22 protein-coding genes and 1 tRNA gene are annotated in these 20,468 nt (G+C 60.1%); 14 read left to right on the top strand and 9 right to left on the bottom strand.

The genetic code is table 11. The features are described 5' to 3' along the window. Positions 1-27 precede the first annotated feature (27 nt). The 7 genes from ACUJB0_RS18550 (at position 28) to ACUJB0_RS18580 (ending at position 7,403) form a co-directional block, all read left to right on the top strand. Positions 28-1,035 carry a PoNe immunity protein domain-containing protein gene (locus ACUJB0_RS18550; protein ID WP_444846479.1) on the top strand — a complete coding sequence of 336 codons (1,008 nt, stop codon included), beginning with the start codon at positions 28-30 and terminating at the stop codon, positions 1,033-1,035. A gap of 68 nt (positions 1,036-1,103) precedes the next feature. Next, entirely contained in the window at positions 1,104-2,081 is a 978-nt protein-coding gene (locus ACUJB0_RS18555) for a PoNe immunity protein domain-containing protein (protein ID WP_444846480.1), read from the top strand. Positions 2,082-2,162: 81 nt separating this feature from the next. Then, positions 2,163-2,951 (top strand): PoNe immunity protein domain-containing protein, encoded by a 789-nt coding sequence (locus tag ACUJB0_RS18560; protein WP_444846481.1) that lies wholly within the window; start codon positions 2,163-2,165, stop codon positions 2,949-2,951. Between the two features lie 57 nt (positions 2,952-3,008). Next, on the top strand, positions 3,009-3,797 hold the full coding sequence (locus ACUJB0_RS18565) for a PoNe immunity protein domain-containing protein (RefSeq protein WP_444846482.1): 789 nt from the start codon (positions 3,009-3,011) through the stop codon (positions 3,795-3,797). Between the two features lie 69 nt (positions 3,798-3,866). Beyond that, complete coding sequence (locus ACUJB0_RS18570) at positions 3,867-4,655, top strand: PoNe immunity protein domain-containing protein (protein WP_444846483.1); 789 nt, start codon at positions 3,867-3,869, stop codon at positions 4,653-4,655. 93 nt (positions 4,656-4,748) lie between these two features. Next, a complete protein-coding gene (locus ACUJB0_RS18575; protein ID WP_444846484.1) occupies positions 4,749-5,858 on the top strand; it encodes a helix-turn-helix transcriptional regulator in 1,110 nt (369 codons plus the stop codon). Between the two features lie 78 nt (positions 5,859-5,936). Further along, positions 5,937-7,403 carry an amidohydrolase family protein gene (locus ACUJB0_RS18580; protein WP_444846485.1) on the top strand — a complete coding sequence of 489 codons (1,467 nt, stop codon included), beginning with the start codon at positions 5,937-5,939 and terminating at the stop codon, positions 7,401-7,403. Here ACUJB0_RS18580 and ACUJB0_RS18585 read toward each other — a convergent pair whose 3' ends face one another. The 3 genes from ACUJB0_RS18585 to ACUJB0_RS18595 all read right to left on the bottom strand — a co-directional run bounded on the left by ACUJB0_RS18585 (position 7,404) and on the right by ACUJB0_RS18595 (position 9,592). Beyond that, complete coding sequence (locus tag ACUJB0_RS18585) at positions 7,404-8,357, bottom strand: NAD(P)H-dependent flavin oxidoreductase (RefSeq protein ID WP_161095119.1); 954 nt, start codon at positions 8,355-8,357, stop codon at positions 7,404-7,406. 99 nt (positions 8,358-8,456) lie between these two features. Then, complete coding sequence (locus tag ACUJB0_RS18590) at positions 8,457-9,365, bottom strand: MBL fold metallo-hydrolase (protein ID WP_444846486.1); 909 nt, start codon at positions 9,363-9,365, stop codon at positions 8,457-8,459. Next, positions 9,362-9,592: a DUF1289 domain-containing protein gene (locus ACUJB0_RS18595; protein WP_161095121.1), complete on the bottom strand. Its 231-nt coding sequence runs from the start codon at positions 9,590-9,592 to the stop codon at positions 9,362-9,364. Before ACUJB0_RS18595 ends, ACUJB0_RS18590 begins: the two co-directional genes overlap by 4 nt. Before the next feature lie 86 nt (positions 9,593-9,678). On the opposite strand from ACUJB0_RS18595, the gene ACUJB0_RS18600 reads away from it, so the two are divergent. From ACUJB0_RS18600 to ACUJB0_RS18615, 4 genes are all read left to right on the top strand, one after another. Then, positions 9,679-10,092: a ribbon-helix-helix domain-containing protein gene (locus tag ACUJB0_RS18600; RefSeq protein ID WP_161085118.1), complete on the top strand. Its 414-nt coding sequence runs from the start codon at positions 9,679-9,681 to the stop codon at positions 10,090-10,092. Between the two features lie 33 nt (positions 10,093-10,125). Beyond that, on the top strand, positions 10,126-11,334 hold the full coding sequence (locus ACUJB0_RS18605) for an extracellular catalytic domain type 1 short-chain-length polyhydroxyalkanoate depolymerase (RefSeq protein ID WP_444846513.1): 1,209 nt from the start codon (positions 10,126-10,128) through the stop codon (positions 11,332-11,334). Between the two features lie 87 nt (positions 11,335-11,421). Continuing rightward, complete coding sequence (locus tag ACUJB0_RS18610) at positions 11,422-11,979, top strand: TetR/AcrR family transcriptional regulator (protein ID WP_444846487.1); 558 nt, start codon at positions 11,422-11,424, stop codon at positions 11,977-11,979. Between the two features lie 31 nt (positions 11,980-12,010). Next, complete coding sequence (locus ACUJB0_RS18615; protein WP_444846488.1) at positions 12,011-12,298, top strand: YciI family protein; 288 nt, start codon at positions 12,011-12,013, stop codon at positions 12,296-12,298. Between the two features lie 3 nt (positions 12,299-12,301). Here the strand turns inward: ACUJB0_RS18615 and ACUJB0_RS18620 are convergent, their stop codons facing one another. The 5 genes from ACUJB0_RS18620 to ACUJB0_RS18640 are packed head-to-tail and all read right to left on the bottom strand — an operon-like array spanning position 12,302 to position 17,578. Then, positions 12,302-13,435: a response regulator gene (locus ACUJB0_RS18620; RefSeq protein ID WP_161085121.1), complete on the bottom strand. Its 1,134-nt coding sequence runs from the start codon at positions 13,433-13,435 to the stop codon at positions 12,302-12,304. A gap of 13 nt (positions 13,436-13,448) precedes the next feature. Then, positions 13,449-16,496, bottom strand: coding sequence for a hybrid sensor histidine kinase/response regulator (locus ACUJB0_RS18625; RefSeq protein WP_444846489.1), 3,048 nt, complete (start codon positions 16,494-16,496; stop codon positions 13,449-13,451). Between the two features lie 16 nt (positions 16,497-16,512). Then, a complete protein-coding gene (locus ACUJB0_RS18630) occupies positions 16,513-16,707 on the bottom strand; it encodes a cysteine-rich CWC family protein (protein WP_444846490.1) in 195 nt (64 codons plus the stop codon). A 7-nt stretch (positions 16,708-16,714) separates the two neighbouring features. After that, complete coding sequence (locus tag ACUJB0_RS18635; protein WP_444846491.1) at positions 16,715-16,966, bottom strand: zf-HC2 domain-containing protein; 252 nt, start codon at positions 16,964-16,966, stop codon at positions 16,715-16,717. 36 nt (positions 16,967-17,002) lie between these two features. Further along, a complete protein-coding gene (locus tag ACUJB0_RS18640) occupies positions 17,003-17,578 on the bottom strand; it encodes a sigma-70 family RNA polymerase sigma factor (RefSeq protein ID WP_117012406.1) in 576 nt (191 codons plus the stop codon). A 145-nt stretch (positions 17,579-17,723) separates the two neighbouring features. Here ACUJB0_RS18640 and argB point away from each other — a divergent pair, with 145 nt between their 5' ends. After that, positions 17,724-18,617, top strand: a complete 894-nt coding sequence (gene argB / locus ACUJB0_RS18645) for an acetylglutamate kinase (protein ID WP_117012405.1) — start codon at positions 17,724-17,726, stop codon at positions 18,615-18,617. A 45-nt stretch (positions 18,618-18,662) separates the two neighbouring features. Continuing rightward, positions 18,663-18,737, top strand: a tRNA-Thr gene (locus ACUJB0_RS18650). Between the two features lie 22 nt (positions 18,738-18,759). Here ACUJB0_RS18650 and ACUJB0_RS18655 read toward each other — a convergent pair. Beyond that, positions 18,760-19,689 (bottom strand): TraB/GumN family protein, encoded by a 930-nt coding sequence (locus ACUJB0_RS18655; RefSeq protein ID WP_444846492.1) that lies wholly within the window; start codon positions 19,687-19,689, stop codon positions 18,760-18,762. 51 nt (positions 19,690-19,740) lie between these two features. Here ACUJB0_RS18655 and ACUJB0_RS18660 point away from each other — a divergent pair, with 51 nt between their 5' ends. After that, positions 19,741-20,442 carry an HAD-IA family hydrolase gene (locus ACUJB0_RS18660; RefSeq protein WP_444846493.1) on the top strand — a complete coding sequence of 234 codons (702 nt, stop codon included), beginning with the start codon at positions 19,741-19,743 and terminating at the stop codon, positions 20,440-20,442. The last annotated feature ends 26 nt before the right edge of the window (positions 20,443-20,468 follow it).

Below are 20,468 nucleotides of genomic sequence, written 5' to 3' on the forward strand. Positions count from 1 at the left end.
AACACCGATTTTAATCAGGTAAACTTTATGCAATTTCATGAAAAACGTAGGCAGCAATTCTTAAATGAAACAGCCTTTGAAAAAACCACGGCTTTTTTTATCACTACTGCGCACGCGGAATTGTCACGCGAGTTACACGATCCAAGTAATGATGCACTAGGCCGCAGTCTTGTGTCAGCAGCGATCGCCGACTATACATTTACAAATTATTTATTGAGCTACACCGCGGGCGAATCGCTGGATGTGTTGCGGGAAAACCTTACCGAAGTTATAAAGGTTCATGAGCAATCAACTAAATATGTTAGACAGTATCAACATGACTCAGCGTTTCCGCCTCTGCGCTTCGCCGAAATAGCTCATTACGAGCGCGCAATGCAACTCATTGGCCTTTGCTATCTTCTACATCGCCGTGACCTCTTACCACGATTAGCGGCAATGCTTGACGGCGCGTTTGCCGGCAAAGATACGCTCTATGAGGACTTGTTTGCCTATGAACTCAAGGATCGTTACGAAGTCGACGAGTGGTACCACGATGCGCCCTATCGCGACATCATTAATAGCTTTTATCGCGACACGCCAGAGGAAAGCATTCAGGATATTGAGAAATATTTGAAGGCTTGGTACAAGTCTATGAAAAAAGCGCCATGGCACGACAGCCACTTGAGCATGAGCTCAGAAGGTTGCGGCGCGTATTTTGGCTATTGGGCGATTGAAGCCGCTGCGGCAGCGTATCTCTTGGAGCTGGACGATCGCAGTTTCCGCGATCACATCGTATATCCAAAAGACTTGGTGGACTACGCCAGAAGGCTCGATAAGCAACCGCCTGCGATATCCTCAGTGCGTGAAAATTTGCGTGTCGAGGGGGGCAAACCATGCCCCCAAACAGGCTACTGGTTCACCCCTGCCATTGCCGACAGCCTTCGTTATTTCGAACAAGGCGAGGTTATGCCTGTATCCGCAGATTCCCTGTATGGGGCCACCATCTGGCAATGGAGTACTGAGCAATTACCTCCCACTAAGCCAGCAGAAAACTGAGCATTTCTCGTTTTATTAAAAAATGATTTGCATATCTGCCCAACATCAAAATTCTTCAGGTGAGCCTTATGCAATTTCACGAAAAATGCAGACAACAATTTCTGAGTGAACAGTATTTCCGAAAGGATATTCAAGACGCTATTACCATAAGTATTCCGGGCGTATTGAAAATTCTTAACGCCCCTGATAGCGACGCAGAGGATCGGAGTCGCGTTTCAGAGGAAATCGCGGATATCACATGCAAGAACTTTTTCTTGAATTACACGGCGGGCGATTCGATAGCAGTCTTGCGCGATAGCTTTATTTCGGTTGTTGAGGCATACGAATGTGCTGCACGATATTATCGTGAGTATGCAGAAAGCTCCATTGCACCAATTTTCGGATTTCAAGAAATAGACGATTTTGAACGAATCATCCAACTTGTTAGTTTAGCTATTTTATTGCATCGGCGCGAACTCATTCCACGCATCCATTCTTTAATCGCCAACTCCACCTATGACGGCAAAGATGCAATGTATGAAGAATTGATTGGACATGATTTACCGGACCGTCCGTTTCTTGATGCATGGTACCACCAATTACCATATCTGCATCTTCTCAATGCGACGGACGAGGAAGGTCCAGAAGCAAAGATTATTCAGATGGAGAAGTACCTGAAGGTTTGGTACACGTCTATGAAAAAGGCTGTTTGGCACGATAGTCACTTGGGCGTGACAGAAGATGGTGGCGACTATTTTGGTTATTGGGCAATCGAGGCTGCCGCAATTGTTTATCTCTATAATATCGATGACAGCAGTTTCCGTGACCACATTGTCTATCCCAAAGACTTAGCGGATTTTGCAAGGGAGTTCGATAAACAAGTCGTACCTCCATCTTTAGTGCCCGAAAAACTGCGGGTTGAAGGTGGCAAATCATGCCCCCAACCCGGTTACTGGTTTACCCCTGCCATACCGGATAGCCTTCGCCATTTTGAACAAGGTGACATTATGCCGGTATCTGCCGATTCAATGTATGGCGTGACCATCTGGCAACGGAGTACCGATTAATTACCGCCCCCATTTCACCAGTAAAATAGACCTTGCTTTGATAATTGAGTACGGAATACGCTTCCTGCTAGGGCGCACAACATGCAGTTCCATAAAAAAAGAAGGCAACAATTTTTAGACGAACACTACTATAATTTTTTTACGAATTTCATAGAAAAAACTATTTTGTACTGGCGTGATCATATACCCGCCAATGCCGGCTCAGAAGCATTTGGTCGTGCATTGGCATCTGTGGAAGTCGCGAATCAAACATTTGATCTTTTTATCCTCAAATACACCGGCGGCGAGCCGATAGAAAATTTGCGCGATGATTTTACCAAAGTTATTGAAGCTTTCGAAATAAATACAAAATGCGAACGGGCATATTCGAGCGATCCATATTACCCACCTCTTCGCTTTGTCGAAATCGACGAATACGGACGCGCGATGCAACTTATTGGGCTATGCTACCTGCTACATCGCCGTGACTTGCTGCCGCGATTAGCGGCGATGCTCGATGGCACGTTTGCGGCCAAAGACACGCTCTATGAAGACCTGTTTGCCTATGAACTCGATGACCGTTACGAAGTCGATGAGTGGTACCACGACAAGCCGTATCGCGACCTGATTTACAGCTTTTATCGAGACACGCCAGAAGAAAGTATCGTAGATATAAAAAAATATCTGAAGATTTGGTACCAGTCAATGAAGAAAGCACCATGGCACGACAGCCATTTTGATACTAGCGAGGGCGGCGGCGCATATAGTGGTTATTGGGCCATTGAAGCTGCAGCAGCAGTATATCTTTTGGACTTGGAAGACCGTAGTTTTCGCGATCACATCGTGTATCCAAAAGACTTGGTGGACTACGCAAGAAAGCTCGATAAATAACCACCCCTGGCCCCAGACCGACTGCCTGCCCGTCGGGAAAATTTTCGGATAAACTTTATGCAATTTCATGAAAAACGCAGACAGCGATTTTTGGACGAACGATATTATCAGCTGGACATTCAACATACTATTGATATAAGCATTCCGGGACTATTGGAGGTTCTTAATGCTTCTGATAGCGATGCTGAGGATCGAAGCCGTGTTTCAGAAGCAATCGCTGATAGCACATGCAAGAACTTTTTTTTGAACTACACGGCCGGTGAATCTTTAGACATTTTGCGTGACGATCTTTCGAAAGTCATCGAGACTTACGAGCAATATACTAAATTCGATCGGGAGTATACAAAAAGGCCGTATTTTCCGCCATTTCGCTTTGCCGAAATAGACGATTACGAACGCGCAATTCAGCTCATTAGCCTTTGTTATTTGCTGCATCGCCGTGACTTGCTGCCACGATTAGCTGCAATGCTTGACGGCGCATTTGCAGGGAAAGATACGCTCTACGAGGACTTGTTTTCCTATGAACTTGAAGGTCGTTACGATGTCGATGAGTGGTACCACGACAAGCCGTATCGCGACATCATCAACAGCTTTTATCGCGACACGCCAGAAGAAAGTATTTCCGATTTGGAAAAATATTTGAAAACTTGGTACACATCGATGAAAAAAGCGCCTTGGCACGACAGTCATTTAGACATGAGAGAAGACGGGGGCGGCTATTTTGGTTATTGGGCCATCGAAGCTGCAGCGGCAGTATATCTTTTGGATCTGGATGACCGCAGTTTTCGCGATCACATCGTGTATCCAAAAGACTTGGTGGACTATGCAAGAAAGCTGGATAAATAAGCACCGCCGGTGTCAATGCGCGCCTCAAACCAGCCACTTACCCGTCGGGAAAATTCTCGGATAAACCTTATGCAATTTCATGAAAAACGTAGACAGCGATTTTTAAGCGAACATTATTTTTCGGTTTTTTGTGGCTCGATAAAAGAGGCAATTGAATATTGGAAGCATAATTTAGCTCCTGACATAGAAACGAAAGCACTCGCAAGATCGCTCGCTGCAGCAGATGTCGCAAGTCAAACTTTCGACCTCTTCTTGCTTCGATACACAGGCGGTGAATCGCTAGATGTATTGCGGGATGAACTCGTCGGCGTAGTCGAGGCCTACGAGAAATCCGCTAAATACAAGCGAGACTTTCAGGAAAAAGAGGATTTTTCCACATTCGCCTTCCAAGAAATCGAAGATTTTGAAAGAATTCTTCAGCTACTTGGCTTGGCCATATTGCTGCATCGACGCGAACTGATATCGCGCATTCATTCCTTAATCGCCAATTCCGCCTATGACGGGCAAGATGCGATGTATGAGGAACTTGTCAGCCATGATTTACCTGATCGTCCATACTTGGACGCTTGGTATCATCAATTGCCCTACCTGCACCTCCTCAGCGCAACTGACTTGGCAAGTTCCGAAGAAAAAATAGAGCAGGTGCAGCAGTACCTAAAGATTTGGTATAAATCGATGAGCAAGGCACCGTGGCATGATAGCCATCTGGAAATGACGGAAGAAGGTGGCAGCTATTTCGGCTACTGGGCAATAGAGGCCGCCGCCATTGTCTATCTCTACAACATCAACGACAGCAGCTTCCGTGACCACATTGTCTATCCAAAGGACCTCGTGGACTTCGCCAGGGAACGCGAATGACGACGGCCATCCTGGTCATCCAAGCCCTGCTGCCGCGATATGCAAGCAGGGTATGATGTTTCTTTCTCCCTCAGAAATGCGACCATCGACGGAATGTTCAATCTGATACTTTCGTGGCTGTTCCTGCTGGCGATAGGCCAGGCCTTCCTGATGGCGGCCTCGCTGCTCAGCGTGCGCCAGCCGGAGATGCGTACCGCTAACCGGCTGCTGTCCGCGCTGCTGCTGGTGTTCGCGGCCATCATCGGCCATAACTGGCTGGGCCTCAATCACCTGTATCAGCAGTATCCGCACAGCGCGCTGGCCATCGTCACGCTCGGCCTGGCCGTCGGGCCGCTTCAATATCTCTACCTGCACGCGATGCTGTCGGACCAGCCGCTGGGCCGCCGCGCGCTGCTGCATTTCGCGCCGTTCGCCGCCGCCACGCTGGCGATGACGCCGTTCTACCTGCGCTCGGCCGAGCAGAAGCTGGCGTGGATGCACCACTGGGACGGCTGGCCTTGGTACATGGCCGTGGCGGGAATGGCCAAGCTGGCGATTCTGCTGGCCTACATCCGCGCCACCTTCCTGCTGGTGCGCCGCGTGCCGGCCGAATCGGACCTGGTGCGCGACCTGCGGCGCCTGATGCGCGCATGGCTGGTCAGCGCGGCGCTGAGCATCGTCGCGCTGGCGATGGCAGTGCTGGACGTGGAAACGCCACTATCCGGCGACGCAATGGACGGCATCTCACTGATGGTGTTCGTGTTCGCGACCGCCATCACGGCGATGCGGCTGCCGCTGGGTTATCGTCCGCGCGCGCTGCCGCCGCCGGCGCCGGTCAAGCAGCGCTACGCCAGCAAGCAGTTGTCCACCACCGACCGCGACGCCTTCCTCGCCCGCCTGACCGACTGCATGACGCGGGACCAGCCCTACCGCAACGGCGAGTTGAAGCTGGAAGACCTGGCCGCGCAGGTGGCGATGACGCCGCACGAACTATCCCAGCTGATCAACGAGAACTGCGGCGGCAATTTCGCCGATTACCTGAACCGCCACCGCGTGGACGCGCTGAAACTGGCCCTGCACGACCCCGAACAGGCCAGCGCCAGCATCCTCGATCTGTCGATACTGGCCGGATTTAACAGTAAAAGCGCGATGAACCGCGTATTTAAAAAACAGACCGGCATGACGCCAGGCGAATTCCGCGACCAGGCCAGAACGCCCGCGTAGCAGGTGCCAAATCATCATTTGAGACGCAAAACACGGTACGCGGCAGCACACTGGACCTCTCACAACACGGAGCCACGCATGAAAACCACCCGCATTCTCGCCAGCCTTTCCCTCCTCTTCTGCGCCCAGGCCTGGGCGGCGCAGACCTGGATCACCAACGTCAAGCTGATGTCGCCGGAAAAGCTGGACCGCATTGAAACCGGCAGTGTCCTGATCGAAGATGAACGCATCGTCCGCGTCGAACGCGGCGCGGGCAAGAAAGCCCCGGCCGGCGCGCGCCGCATCGACGGCAAAGGCCAGTACCTGACGCCCGGCCTGATCGACTCCCACGTCCACCTGTTCTCCATCCCCGGCATGAGCTTCGAGCAGGCCGACCAGAAGAAGGCCATGGCCGCCGAATACTTCGCGCAGCTGCCGCGCTCCTTCCTCTACTACGGCTACACCACGGTGATCGACCTGGCCGCCGTCGACCGCCAACTCATCAACCGCGTAAAAGCCGCGCCGCTGCACCCGGACGTCTACGATTGCGGCGCGCCGCTGGTGTTCGCCAACGGCTACCCGGCGTCCTACCTGCCGCCGGAGACGCGCTTCGAGATGTTCTCCAACTTTATCTACGATCCGGCGCAGGCGGACAAGATCCCCGCCAGGTTCAAGCCTGAGGACTACACCCCGGCCAAGGGCGTGGCGCGGGTCAAGGCCGACGGCGCCATCTGCGTCAAGACCCACTTCGAACACGGCTTCGGCAACATGCACAACCTGCCGGTGATGAGCCCCGCCGTGTACGCGGACGTGCGCGCGGCCGCCAGCAAGGACGGCCTGGTGCTGGTCACCCACGGTAATTCGTTCGAGGCGCAGACCTTCGCCGTCAACGGCGGCGTCGACGTGCTGGCGCACGGCATGTGGAACTGGGGCCGTATGGACAAGGAGAAGGAACTGCCGGCCGAGATCAAGCAGCTGCTGGACAAGATCGCCGAGCGCCGCATCGGCTTCCAGGCGACGATGCAGGTCCTGAATGGCATGAACGCCTACTTCGAACCGGCCTACCTGAACAACCCGGCGCTGGCCAAGCTGCTGCCGCCGTCCATGCTGGCCTGGCTCAAGACACCCGAAGGCCAATGGTTCAGACAGGAGCTGGCGGAAAACGAAACCGATGCCGAGGCATTGAAGGGAATGGAAGTGCCGCTGCGCCGCCAGCAGCAAGTGGTGGCCTACCTGGCCGGCAAGGACGCCAACTTCGTATTCGGCACCGACACGCCATCCTCGCCAACCTACGGCAACATCCCCGGCCTGAACGGCTACCTGGAGATGCAGGACCTGCACAACGCCGGGCTGTCGCTGGCGCAGCTGTTCAAGGCGGCCACCATCAACAACGCCCGCACCTTCAAGATCGACGCGCAGGTCGGCACCATCGAAGCGGGCAAGGTCGCCAACCTGGTGCTGATGAAGATGTCGCCGCTGGACGATATCCGCGCCTACGACAGCATCGACACCGTCTGGGTGCGCGGCAAACAGGCTGCACGCGGCAGCCTGACGGTCAAACAGTAGTTAGAGCGCCAACCGCGCGCGGGCCGCGTCGTACTCGCGCTTCAGGCGCGCCACCATCTCGGCGGTGGTCGGCACGTCGTCCATCAGGCCCACGCCCTGGCCTGCGCCCCAGATGTCACGCCAGGCCTTGGCGCTGGCCGAGCCGAAGTTCATCGAGCTCTTGTCGGCCTGCGGCAGCGCGTCCGGATCCAGGCCGGCGGCGACGATGGATTTTTTCAGGTAGTTGCCATGCACGCCAGTGAACAGGTTCGAATACACGATGTCCGCCGCCGACGATTCCACGATCGCCTCGCGATAACCGTCGCTGACGTTCGATTCCTGCGTCGCCAGCCAGCGCGAGCCGATGTACGCGAAGTCCGCGCCCATGGCCTGCGCCGCCAGGATCGCGTCGCCGGTCGCGATGGAGCCGGACAGCGCGATCGGACCCTTGAAGAACTTGCGCACCTCGCCCACCAGCGCGAACGGCGACAAGGTGCCGGCATGGCCGCCGGCGCCGCTGGCCACCAGGATCAGGCCATCGACACCCGCCTCCAGCGCCTTCTCGGCGTGGCGGATCGAGATCACGTCGTGCATGACGATGCCGCCGTAGCTGTGGATCGCATCCAGCATCTCCTTCGGCGGCGCGCGCAGCGACGAGATGATGATCGGGATCTGGTGCTTGACGCAGACTTCCACGTCATGCGCCAGGCGGTCGTTCGACTGGTGCACGATCTGGTTGACGGCGATCGGGCCGACGCGCTTGCCCGGATTGGCAGCCTGGAAGTCGGCCAGCTCTTTTTGCAAATCGGTCAGCCACACGTCCAGCATTTCCGCGGGACGCGCGTTCAGCGCCGGGAAGGAGCCGACGATGCCGGCCTTGCACTGCGCCGCGACCAGGGCCGGGCCGCTGGCGATGAACATCGGCGATGCAATGACGGGAAGGGAAAGGTTTTGCAAGACTGCTGGCAGGGCCATGGCGCACTCGCTGTCGGTGAGTTAAGGAAAATCGATTATAGATCGAAAATAGTACGACCGTGCCGAAACTAGGCGACTTCCTCTACACTTGCCTGGTGTCTACACATTAAGTAAGTGCTCACCCTCGACGCGGGCCGCGCCGGCTCGTACCAGCTGCCCGGCGGCCCATGTGGCGACCTGTTCCGGCGTCTGCTTCAGGAAGTTGCTGTTGGCCTTGGCGAACACCGGCATCGCCAGCAGCAGCTGCGGCACCTCCACCAGCGGAATGCTCTGGCGCTCCAGCAGCAGGAACTTCAGCAGCACCTTCAGCGCGTTCTGCGCATTGCGCAGCGGGTCGGCTTCCAGATAATCCACCCGCGAACGGGCCCGCGCCAGCGCGCCGGCCACGTCGTTGAACGGCTTGCCGTGGCCGGGGATCACCAGCCGCACGTCCAGCCCTTCGATCAGGTCCAGCGTGGCGCGTTCCTCGGCAAAGCCGGACTGGCCGTCCAACTCCGGGAAGATGATGCCGAAGCCGTTTTCCCACAGCGCGTCCGCCGAGATCAGCACCCGCTCCCGCGGGCAGTAGAAGATCAGCGAATGCGGATCGTGGCCGGGCGCGCCCAGCGCCTGCCACTCCATGTCCGCCAATGTCAGCACGTCGCCGGGGGCGACGGTCGCGTCGAAGGTGAATCGCTCGCAGCGCTGGCCGGTGGCCTTGAAGCTGAGCGCCTCCACGTCCCAATGCCGCACCTTGTCCGCCTCGGCCACCGGAATCGAGGTACGGCTGCCGAAGTGCGCCTGCAAGGTGGCGTTGCCGCCGCAATGGTCGGAGTGCAGATGGGTGTTGATGATCTGGTCCAGGTGCCGTCCGCGCAGCGCATGGCGCACCAGCTCCAGCGTTTGCGGCGCATGGGTCATGTAGCCGGTGTCGATGATGGCCGTATCGTGGCGGCCCAGCAGCATCACGTTGTTGGACGACAGCCAGCCCCGCTCAAAAACCTGGATCGAATCGGGGAGCGCGTTCATTCGTCGTCGAAGTTGATCAATTGTTCACGGCGGCGGATTTCCGCCCACACGCCGCGCTTGTAGTCGTCGTCCGCGGTGGACCAGGCGACGATTTCCGGAATCGTGCGCATGCAGCCCATGCAGTAGAGGCGGTCGGCGTCCATTTTGCACAGGCTTACGCAGGGCGACGGCACCGGTACGGCCAGTTCCGGCGCGCCGGGAGGGATCAGGTTGGCAGGTTCACTCATGCCGCCATTATGACGCGAACACGCTTGACTTGGTGATTTTCAGGTCTATACTACCATCCATGTAGATGGTAACTGGATGGAATAACATGGCAAAACAAGAATTAAAACTGAAGACCGCCGAATCGGAAAAGATCACGATCAACCTTGGTCCCATCGACCTGGGCCAAATCGATCTGCTGGTGCAGGAGGGGTTTTACTCCAACCGCACCGACTTGATACGCACGGCGATCCGCAATCAGTTGAACCAGCACGCCGACGTCGTCAAACAGACGGTGGCGCGCAAAAGCCTGGTACTCGGGATGCAGCACTATTCGCGCGCCGACCTGGAAGCCATCCAGGCGGCCGGCGAGCGGCTGCAGATCCAGGTACTGGGCCTGGCCAGCATCGCCAGCGACGTTTCGGTCGAACTGGCGCTGGCGACGATCGACTCAATTTTCGTATTGGGATCGCTGCATGCCAGCGCCATGCTCAAAAGCGCGCTGGCCCAACGCATCCATTAAGGGAGCATCATGAAACTACCACTGTTTTCACACATGCGCGAGGCGGCGCAAAAGCTGATGAATCGAAGCGCGTCGGCCACCGTTCAGCAGGCGCTGGACAGCCTGCGCGGGCACCCGGCCATGCGGCCGGCCGCGCCGGCGCAACCGCCGATGCGCGACATTAATCCGCCGCCGGCCCGCTCCACGGCGGAAGCGGCGCCCGAAGCAGCCCCCAAAGCTGCGCCAGAAGCCGCGACGCGGACGGCGGCCGAACCGGCCACGCCGAATCCGGCCACGCACCCCGCCGAGTATGCGCAGGACATGTTGAACCGCATGGGCATCCAGATCGACCTGCAGGCGAACCTCGGCCGCGCCATGGACGCCAGCGCCTTCATGCAGCCAACGCCGGCGGCGCCGCTGCCGGAGGGCGCACAGTTCATCAAGGGCAGCTACACCAACCACGCCGGCACCCGCAACTACAAGCTGTACATCCCGGCCAGCTATCACGGCCAGGCGATGCCGCTGCTGGTGATGCTGCACGGCTGCACCCAGAACCCGGACGATTTCGCCGTCGGCACGCAAATGAATGCGCTGGCCGAGGAAAAGGAATGCTTCGTGGTCTACCCGGAGCAGACGCCCAACGCCAACCAGCAGCGCTGCTGGAACTGGTTCAACGCCATCGACCAGCAGCACGGCCAGGGCGAACCGTCCATCATCGCCGGCATCGCGCGGCAGATCATCGACGAGTATCCGGTCAACGAGCGCCAAGTGTACGTGGCCGGCCTGTCGGCGGGCGGCGCGATGGCGGTCATCGTCGGCACGCTGTATCCGGAGCTGTTCGCGGCGGTGGGCGTGCATTCGGGGCTGCCGTTCGCCTCCGCGCAGGATTTGCCGTCGGCGCTGTCGGCCATGAAGCGCGGCGTCAACTCGCCGCACAAGGCCGGCGACGGCGCGCAGCCCATCATCGTCTTCCACGGCGACAGCGACACCACAGTCCATCCGCGCAACGGCGAACAGGTGATCGAGCAGCGCCTGCATAGCCACCGGGGCAAGCCGTCGGTGCAATCGGGCAGTGTGCCGAACGGCCACCGCTACACGCAGACCACGCACACCAAGGCGGACGGCACGCCGCTGGGCGAACACTGGGTGGTGCACGGCGCCGGCCACGCCTGGTTCGGCGGCAACGCCAGCGGCACCTACACCGACGCCAAAGGCCCGGACGCCAGCCGCGAGATGCTGCGCTTCTTCCGCACCGTCAGCTAAGCTTTTTTACAATGTCCATCTTGCGCACATTAGGACACTTGTCCTAAAATCTCCCGGCAACTTAACCAACGGGAGACGTGGGCAGGAATGGGGACGCGCGAACAGATCGTGGAGGCCGCGAACCGGCTGTTCTACCAACAAGGGTATGAACGGACGTCGTTCGCCTCCATCGCCGAAACCGTGGGTATCTCTCGCGGCAATTTCTACTATCACTTCAAGACCAAGGACGAGATCCTGGAAGCGGTCCTCGAGGCACGCCTGGCGGATACGCGCGCCATGCTGGCCGCTTGGACCGAAGGCGCGGCCACACCGCTGGAGCGGGTATTCCGCTTCGTCGAAATCGTGGTGGCCAACCGGGCGGACATCGAGCATTACGGCTGCCCGGTCGGCACCATGACCAGCGAGCTCGCGAAGCTGGACCATCCTTCGCGGGCGCAGGCCGTGGACATCTTCCGCGTCTTCCGCGATTGGCTGCGGGAGCAGTTCACGGAACTCGGCCACGCGGCCAATGCGGACGATCTCGCGCTGCAGGTGCTGGCGTTCGGCCAGGGCGTCGCGACCTTGTCGAACGCTTTCGGCGAGCGTGGTTATGTGAAGCGCGAAGTGGAACGGCTGAAGACCCGGCTCATGTCACTCGACACTTAGACACTTAGGCACCTAGCCAAAGGAGAAACCAATGTATATCGTTCTGCTTCGCTTCTCTGCCAACAAAAGCCAGGCGCCGGCGCACATGGCTGGCCATCGCGAATGGCTGCAAAAAGGGATAGCCGACGGCGTCTTCCTGCTGGCCGGCAGCATCCGGCCCGGATTGGGTGGCGCCATCCTGGCCGCCGGGCCATCGCCCGAGGAGCTTCAGGTCCGCATCGACCAGGACCCGTTCGTGGTCCACGACATCGTCAAGGCCGAGATCATCGACGTCGACCCTAACCACGCCGCCGAGGGCCTGGCCTTGCTGGCCGCGTGACGGTCAACCGGTAAAGCGCTCGATCTTCTCGCGGTTCTTTTCCATGTCGTGGTCGGAATCCGCGTAGCGCTTGGCGATGTCGATGAAGTCCTGCTGCAGCTCCATGAAGGCGTCGACCATGTCGGGATCGAAGTGCTTGCCGCGTCCCTCGGCGATGATGGCCACCGCCGCCTCGTGCGACATGCCGGCCTTGTAGACGCGGCGGCTGATCAGCGCATCATAAACATCGGCCACCGCCATCAGCCGCGCGGAGATCGGGATGTCGTCGCCGCTCAATCCCTCGGGATAGCCGCTTCCGTCCCATTTCTCCTGGTGGCCGTAGGCGATCTCCTTGGCGAACTTGAGGAAGTCCACCTCCAGCCCCAGCTCGCGCTCGGCCTGGCGGATCGCGTCGCGGCCTAGCGTGGTGTGGGTCTTCATGATCTCGAACTCGTTGCCCTCGAAGCGGCCGGGCTTGAGCAGGATGCGGTCCGGGATGCCGACCTTGCCGATGTCGTGCAGCGGCGCGGACTTGAACAGCAGCTCGATGTTCTTATCGGTCAGGAAGGCGCTGAAGCGCGGATTGGTGCGCAGTTTTTCCGCCAGCGTCTTCACGTAATGCGCGGTGCGGCGGATATGGTTGCCGGTTTCGCTGTCGCGCGTTTCGGCCAGCGAGGCCATGGTGTGGATGGTCACGTCCTGCAGCGCGACGATTTCGCGCGTGCGCTTTTCGATTTCGGTTTCAAGGAAGTTGTTCTGGTCGCGCAGGAAGTCGTGCACGCGCTTCATCGACAGCTGGGTCTTGATGCGCGCCTGGACGATGGGCGCGGAGATCGGCTTGGTGATGTAGTCCGCCGCGCCCAGGCTCAGGCCAAGCTGCTCGTCCACCGTCTCGCTCATGGCGGTGACGAAGATGATCGGAATGTCGCGCGTGGCGGGATTGGCCTTGAGCGCCTTGCACACGTCGTAGCCGCTCATCCCCGGCATCATCACATCCAGCAGAATCAGGTCCGGCTTGGACTCGCCGTTGGCGATCTTCAGGGCGCGCTCGCCGTTGACGGCGATCTTGGTGCGGTAGTCGTCTTCCAGCACGGCGCACAGCAGATCGATGTTGTCCGGGATGTCGTCGACCACGAGGATCGTTGGTTTAGCGTTCATCGGCCTTCTCTCTTCACAAAGCGATACTCAGTGCATCGGCGGCGGCCTTCAGTTCGTCCAGCGCGCCTTCAAAATCGTACTGCCCCAGCATGCGCCGCAGCTGGCGCGCATGCTCAGCCTGGCCGGCGGCGGTCAACGCGCCGCACAGTCGGTCCAGCAGCTTGACGGCGGCGCCGTCGTCCTGCGCCAGCAGGCGCGCCATCTCGTGCGCCACCGCCGCCAGTTCGTCCTTGTCCACCGCCTGCGGTGCTGGCGCCGGTTCCACGGCGGCCGACTTGCCGTCCATCGCCATCGCGATGCGCGCCACCAGGTCGTTCAATTCGTTCGCCATGTCGGCGATGGCTTCGTCGCGGCCCTTGGTCGCGCCCATCGCCAGCATCTGCTCCACCTTGCCGGCCGCATCGGCCATGCCGCCCGCGCCGATATTGCCGGCCAGGCCCTTCACAGTATGCGCCTCGCGCGTGGCGCCGGCCAGATCGTTGTTTTCGATGGCGGTGGCGATGCGCTGCATGGCGTCGAACTGGGTTTCGACAAAGCGCGACAGCAGTTTGCGCATCAGCTTAACATTACCGCCCACACGCTGTAGCGCGGCTTCCATGCGCAGGCCCGCGACCACCGGCAGCACCTCGTCGCGGCCCGCGCCGGCCGGTGTTTCGGCCGCCGTTTCAAGCGCCAGCGGATTCTTCACCGTGACCCAACGCGCCAGTGTCGTGAACAGCTGCGCTACGTCGATCGGCTTGGCGATGAAGTCGTTCATGCCGGCGGCCAGGCACTTCTCCTTGTCGCCGACCATGGCGTTGGCAGTCATGGCGATCACCGGCAGGCCGGCGTTGCGCGGATCCTCACGCAGCTTGCGGGTGGCGTCGTAGCCGTCCATCACCGGCATCTGGCAGTCCATCAGCACGCCGTCGTAGTCGGCCACAGCGATCTTCGCCAGCGCCATCGCGCCGTTGACCGCGATGTCGACGCGGATGCCGGCGTCGCTGAGGATCTGCTGCGCCACTTCCTGATTGACCTCGTTGTCCTCCACCAGCAGCAGGTAGGCGCCGCGCATGGCCTCCTCGGCCGCCATGTAATCGGCGCGGCGGCGCGTGCTGCGGCAGCGGCTCAAGTCCTTGCCGAACACGGTGGATATCGAATCGAGCAGCGTCGAGGAGCTGACCGGCTTGTTCAGCATGGCGTCGATGGCGATGCCGCGCGCCTCTTCCATCAGCACATCGCGGTTGTAGGCGGTGACCATGATGAAGGCCGGCGGCTCCGCGCCCGCCTCCTCCGCCTGGGCGCGCAGCGCCTGCAGCGTCTCCAGGCCGTTCATGCCGGGCATCTGCCAATCCAGCAGCACCACATTGAACGGCCGGCCCTCGCCGCGCGCCTGCGCGGCCAGGTCGAGGGCGCGCGGGCCGCCATCCGCGCAGGCGGCGGCGAACTGCATGGACGACAGCATGCCCATGAAGATTTCGCGGGCGCTGGCGTTGTCGTCCACCACCAGCACGCGCAGGCCGGAGATATCCGGCAGCGGCTGCGGCGCCTCGACGGCGGCCACGCCGAATACCGCCGTGAAGTAAAAGGTGCTGCCGACGCCGGGCTGGCTTTCCAACCCGATCTGGCCGTCCATCAGCTCCACCAGGCGCTTGCTGATGGTCAGGCCCAGGCCCGTGCCGCCGTGGTGGCGCGTGGTGGAGGTGTCGGCCTGCGTGAAAGCCTGGAACAGGCGCGCCTGCTGCTCCGGCGTCAATCCGGGGCCGGTGTCGCGCACGTCCACGCGCAGGCGCACGCGCTGGTCGGGCAGGTGTTCCTGCACGTGGATGGTGACCACGATCTCGCCCTGCTGCGTGAACTTGATGGCGTTGTTGGTCAGGTTGATCATCACCTGCCCGAAGCGCAGCGGATCGCCCACCAGCACCTGCGGCACGTCCGGCCCGACATCGAACAGCAGCTCCAGGCCCTTGTCCTGCGCCCGCATCACGGACAAGTCGGCGATGTTCGCCATCACATCCTCGACGTAGAAGTCGACCTGCTCGAAGGCCAGCTTGCCGGCCTCGATCTTCGAGAAGTCCAGGATGTCGTTGATGATGCCCAGCAGGTTCTTGGCCGCGCCCTCCACCTTCTCCAGGTAGTTGCGCTGCTTGGGCGTGAGGTCGGTCTGCAGCGCCAGGTGGGTCATGCCGATGATGCCGTTCATCGGCGTGCGGATCTCGTGCGACATATTGGCCAGGAAGTCGGACTTCATCTTGGTCGCATCCTCGGCCACCATCACCGCGTGGCGCAGCTGCTGTTCGGCCGCCAGGCTGGCTGTCATCAGCTTGAGCGCGTGTAGCAGTTCGCCCGTCTCGTCCTGCGAGGTCACCTCGATCACCGAACTGAGGTCGCCCTGCCCGACCCGCTTGGCGATGCCGATCGCCGCCTCCAGCGGCCGCGTGATCGAGCGCACCGAAATGCCGAAGACTATCCCCACCAGCACCGCCGCGCCGCCCATCAGCGAAATCAGCAACAGCGAAAAATTGATGTCGGCGCGCGCGCGGTCGGCGCTGGCCATCACCTGGCTTTGCTGCAGCTGGTCCAGCAGTTTGATTTGCTCCAGCAGGTGGTCCAGCGCCGGCAGCGCCGCCGTGTTCATCCTTTCCTCGGCCTGGTCGCGGTCCTCGGCCTCCACCATGTCGGCCACGGCGATGAAGGTGTCGTAGTAGGCGGCGCGCGCCTGCTTGACCTTCTCGATCTGCGCCCGCGCTTCCGGCGCGGTGTCCAGTTTGGCCAGCAGCTCCAGCTGGGCGTCGATTTCGAGCTTGATGCGGTCGATGCGGCTGTAGCTGTCGACGCGGTGCTTCTGGTCCTTCTGGATGATCAGGGTGACGATGCGGGTGGCCGCCTCGCGCGACTGCGTGTCGATGGCGTTGATGGCGGCGCTCGCGGCCCAATCCTGGTGCAGGATATGGTCGCTCTCGGCGCGAATGGCATAGATGCGGCTCACACCGACCAGGATCACGCCGATCATCAGCAGGATCAGGATGATATAGCCGCTGCTGATGCGCGCGCGGATACCCATGTCGCTAAAACGGCGCATGCGTGCTTCCTTCAGGCTAGCCGGCCGGCTTGGGATGGTCGGCGATATGCTTTTTCAGACAATCCGGACACCAGCAGCTGGCCCCCGGCGCGGACGGCACCGGCAGCGAGGCCGGAAGATAGGTGCACCAGCAGGGCTGCGCCGGCGCCGACGGATCGGCATCGACCATGGCGCAGCTGAATTGGGCGCCGCAGCGCGAGCAGGTGCTCATGGCGCGCCTATGGATGGTGATGTTCGGGGTCGTCGTCCAGCGGCGGCGCGCCGTCGTCCGGCAGCTCGAGCGGGAAGCGCCGCATGGCGGTGCGCAGCAGCGACATCTGGCCGTTGAACCGGGTGCAGGCGTCGCACACCATCAAGTGCAGCCGCATGCGGGTGCGCTCAACGAAGGACAAATCGCGGTCCATCCCTTCCGACACCAGCCGGTGCACTTCGCGGCAGGTCGGCTTCAAGCCGGTTTTATGTGGTTCCATGGTCGCAGACAGTAGGTGAAACAGTAAGTGGCGCCGTCACGTGGCCTGGCGGTTGCCAAACCAGTTCAAGTCCAGGCACTCGCGCAAACGCATGCGCGCACGATACAGGAGCACCCATGCATTAGACGTTGTAATCGCCAGTTCCTTACAAATTTCGTCGGTTTCCAGCTCCAGCCACTCGCGCATCATGAAAATGCGGGCGGTTTTGGCGGGCAGCTTTTCCAGGCAAATCTCCAGCACCTTGAAGAAATCCTTCTGCTCCAGCGTCGCATCCGGGTCGCCCCAGGCCATCGGCTGTTCGACGGTGTGGCCGTCCGGCTTGAACAGGGCGTCGATGGCGTCGTCCTCGGACTGGTCCTCGGCGGTGTCGATCTGGCGCTCGCGCGAGCTGGCGCGCAGGCAGTCGATGATCTTGAACTTCAGGATCCCGGTCACATAGGTGCGCAGCGAGGACTGGCCGTTGAAGCGGTCAGGCTTTTCCAGCACGGCGATCAGCGCGTCCTGGACCGCGTCCTCGGCCAGGGCCTGGTTCCGTATTTGCAATTGTGCAAATCGAACAAGCAGGGGGCGCATGACTTCCAACTGGCGGTGAAGGGTATCGGTAGGGCTCATATGACGGCCAGCGTATCGGATGATCCGGGAAAATACAACCGGATAGCCCTATAATGCATGGTTGATTGCAGCTTGAGGCTGTAAAATTGCACAGAATTTTCTAACCGGACTCGCCATGACCCAACTGACTAACCTTAACTTAGGCATGAATGACGACTTGACCGCGGTGGCGCCGCAGATCAAGGCGCAGATCCTGGCTGAGGCCCTGCCCTACATCCGTAATTTCCACGGCAAGACCATCGTCATCAAATACGGTGGCAATGCGATGACCGACGAGCGCCTGAAACACGGCTTCGCCCGCGATGTCATTTTGCTCAAACTGGTGGGCATGAACCCGGTCGTGGTGCACGGCGGCGGTCCGCAGATCGACAACGCGCTGAAAAAAATCGGCAAGCAGGGCACCTTCGTGCAGGGCATGCGTATCACCGACGAAGAGACCATGGAAGTGGTGGAGTGGGTGCTGGGCGGCGAAGTCCAGCAGGACATCGTGATGCTGATTAATCACTACGGCGGCCAGGCCGTGGGCCTGACCGGCAAGGACGGCGGCCTGATTCGCGCCAAGAAGATGGCCATGCCGGACAAGGACAATCCGGGCCAGTTCCTCGACATCGGCTTCGTCGGCGAGATCGACGCGATCAACCCGGCCGTGGTCAAGGCGCTGCAGGACGACGCCTTCATCCCCATCATTTCGCCGATCGGCTTCGGCCAGGACGGCCAGGCGTACAACATCAACGCCGACGTCGTCGCCGGCAAGATCGCCGAGATCCTGAAGGCTGAAAAGCTGATCATGATGACCAATATCGCCGGCGTGCAGGATAAACAGGGCAACCTGGTGACCGATTTGTCGGCGCGCGAGATCGACGAGATGTTCGCCGACGGGACGATTTCGGGCGGCATGCTGCCTAAAATTTCATCAGCTTTGGACGCCGCCAAGTCCGGCGTCAACACGGTTCACATCATCGACGGGCGAATTGAACACAGTTTATTGCTCGAGGTGTTGACCGAACAGGCTTTTGGCACTATGATCCGGTCTCACTGAAAAAACGGCGGTCTCGCCGAATCGGTGAAACCGCCACATTTGTATGCCCTTGTAGCTCAGTGGTAGAGCACTCCCTTGGTAAGGGAGAGGCCACGTGTTCAATCCACGTCAAGGGCACCATTCTGCAGTACCCTCCCCCCGCTCAGTAAATCCGTTCCACCGACAGCCCGCGTTTGCGCAGCAGTTCCGGTACGCTTCCCTTGCCGATCAAATGCAGGACGCCGATCGCCGCCACGCAGTTGTCCGCGCGCGCCATCAGCTTGACCATGCCGTCGGCCAGCGTGGGATTGCGGCTGTCCAGCAGCACCTTCTGCACAAAGCGGCCGGAGTAGGTGTCGTCCATCTCCGCCTTGAGCGCCAGCGCGTCCAGCGCCACCACGTCGGCCTTGCGCCAGGCATCGGCGATCTCGCGCGCCTGGTTGGCCTGTTCCTTGTCCTCGATGCCGGCGATGGCCTCCTGCAGGAAGACCAGCTGCTCCTCGGCGTTCATCTGGTCGAACAGCGCCATCTGGCTTTCGGCCGACTCCAGCTCGACCACCTTCTGGCCGCGCTGGTGCGCCTGCTTCGACAGATGGCTGTCCACCGCCAGCGCCGCATCGTAGCCCTGGGCCGAGAACTCGCTCACCGTCAGCAGGCTGGCCAGCAGCCAGGGCTTCATCGCCGCCACCGTCTCCGGCTCGATGTTGTACTGCTTGAGCAGGCGGTCCAGCCGCAGGCGCCAGTCGGCAGACAGCTCCGGCCCGGCGGGGCCGCCCTTGGTCAGCATGCCGTGGCGCTGCACGGCGCGCATCAGGTTCTGCGGGTCGCCCAGGGGATCGATCTCCAGCGCCAGCACCGGCGCCTTCTTCAGCGCCGCCGTAATGCGCGGCTCCAGCGGATAGAAATCGGGCGCGCCGACGTGGATGGTGCCGAACAGGTACAGCGTATGCCCGCCCTGCTGCACCTTGAACAACGCGCCATGGTTGGGCGCCTGGGCTTTGTCCGCCGCCCATGCCGGCATCGGCACAAGGCAGGTCAATGAGAACAAAGTCCAGAACATCACTATAATCTGGCGCTGTATGGCTTCCCGCATGGCTTCCTTGGATGATTGACTGAAGTGGACATTATTACCCGCAAATCCCCGGTGTGGCTATTCGATCTGGATAACACGCTGCACAACGCCTCGCACGCGATCTTCCCTGCGCTCATGGCCAACATGAACGTCTATATCGCCAATGTGCTGGGCGACGGCGTCACGCCCGCCGGCGAGGACGCGGTCAACGCCGCGCGCACGCTGTACTGGCGGCGCTACGGCGCCACCATGCTGGGACTGGTGAAGCACCATGGCGTGCAGCCCGCGCATTTTCTCGACGTGACCCACCGCTTCGAACGGCTGACCGACATGATCCGCGCCGAGCGCGGCCTGCGCCAGCTGCTGCGCCGCCTGCCCGGCCGCAAAATCCTGCTGACCAACGCGCCGCACCGCTATTCGACGCAGGTGCTGCGCCACCTGGGATTGCAGCGCCACTTCAACCATCACATTTCGGTCGAGTCGATGACGGTGCACCGGCAGATGCGGCCCAAGCCATCCAAGCTGCTGCTGCGTAAGCTGATGCGGCGCCACGGACTCACGCCCGGCCGCTGCGTGCTGGTCGAGGACACGCTGGCCAATCTGCGCAGCGCCCATGCGATAGGCATGCGCACCGCGTGGGTCACGCAATACCTGAAGGTGGGCGACGCGGTCGGCCTGGCGCATCCGCAAAAAAGGTTAATTCGCCCCGCTTATGTCGATGTCAAAGTAAAATCTGTCAGGAATTTGCCGGCGCGCCTGCACCATCTGCGCTGAAGCCAGGTCAAAAAGACATACCCATT

Source organism: Duganella caerulea (assembly GCF_040362985.1).
Lineage (GTDB): Bacteria > Pseudomonadota > Gammaproteobacteria > Burkholderiales > Burkholderiaceae_D > Rugamonas > Rugamonas vulcania.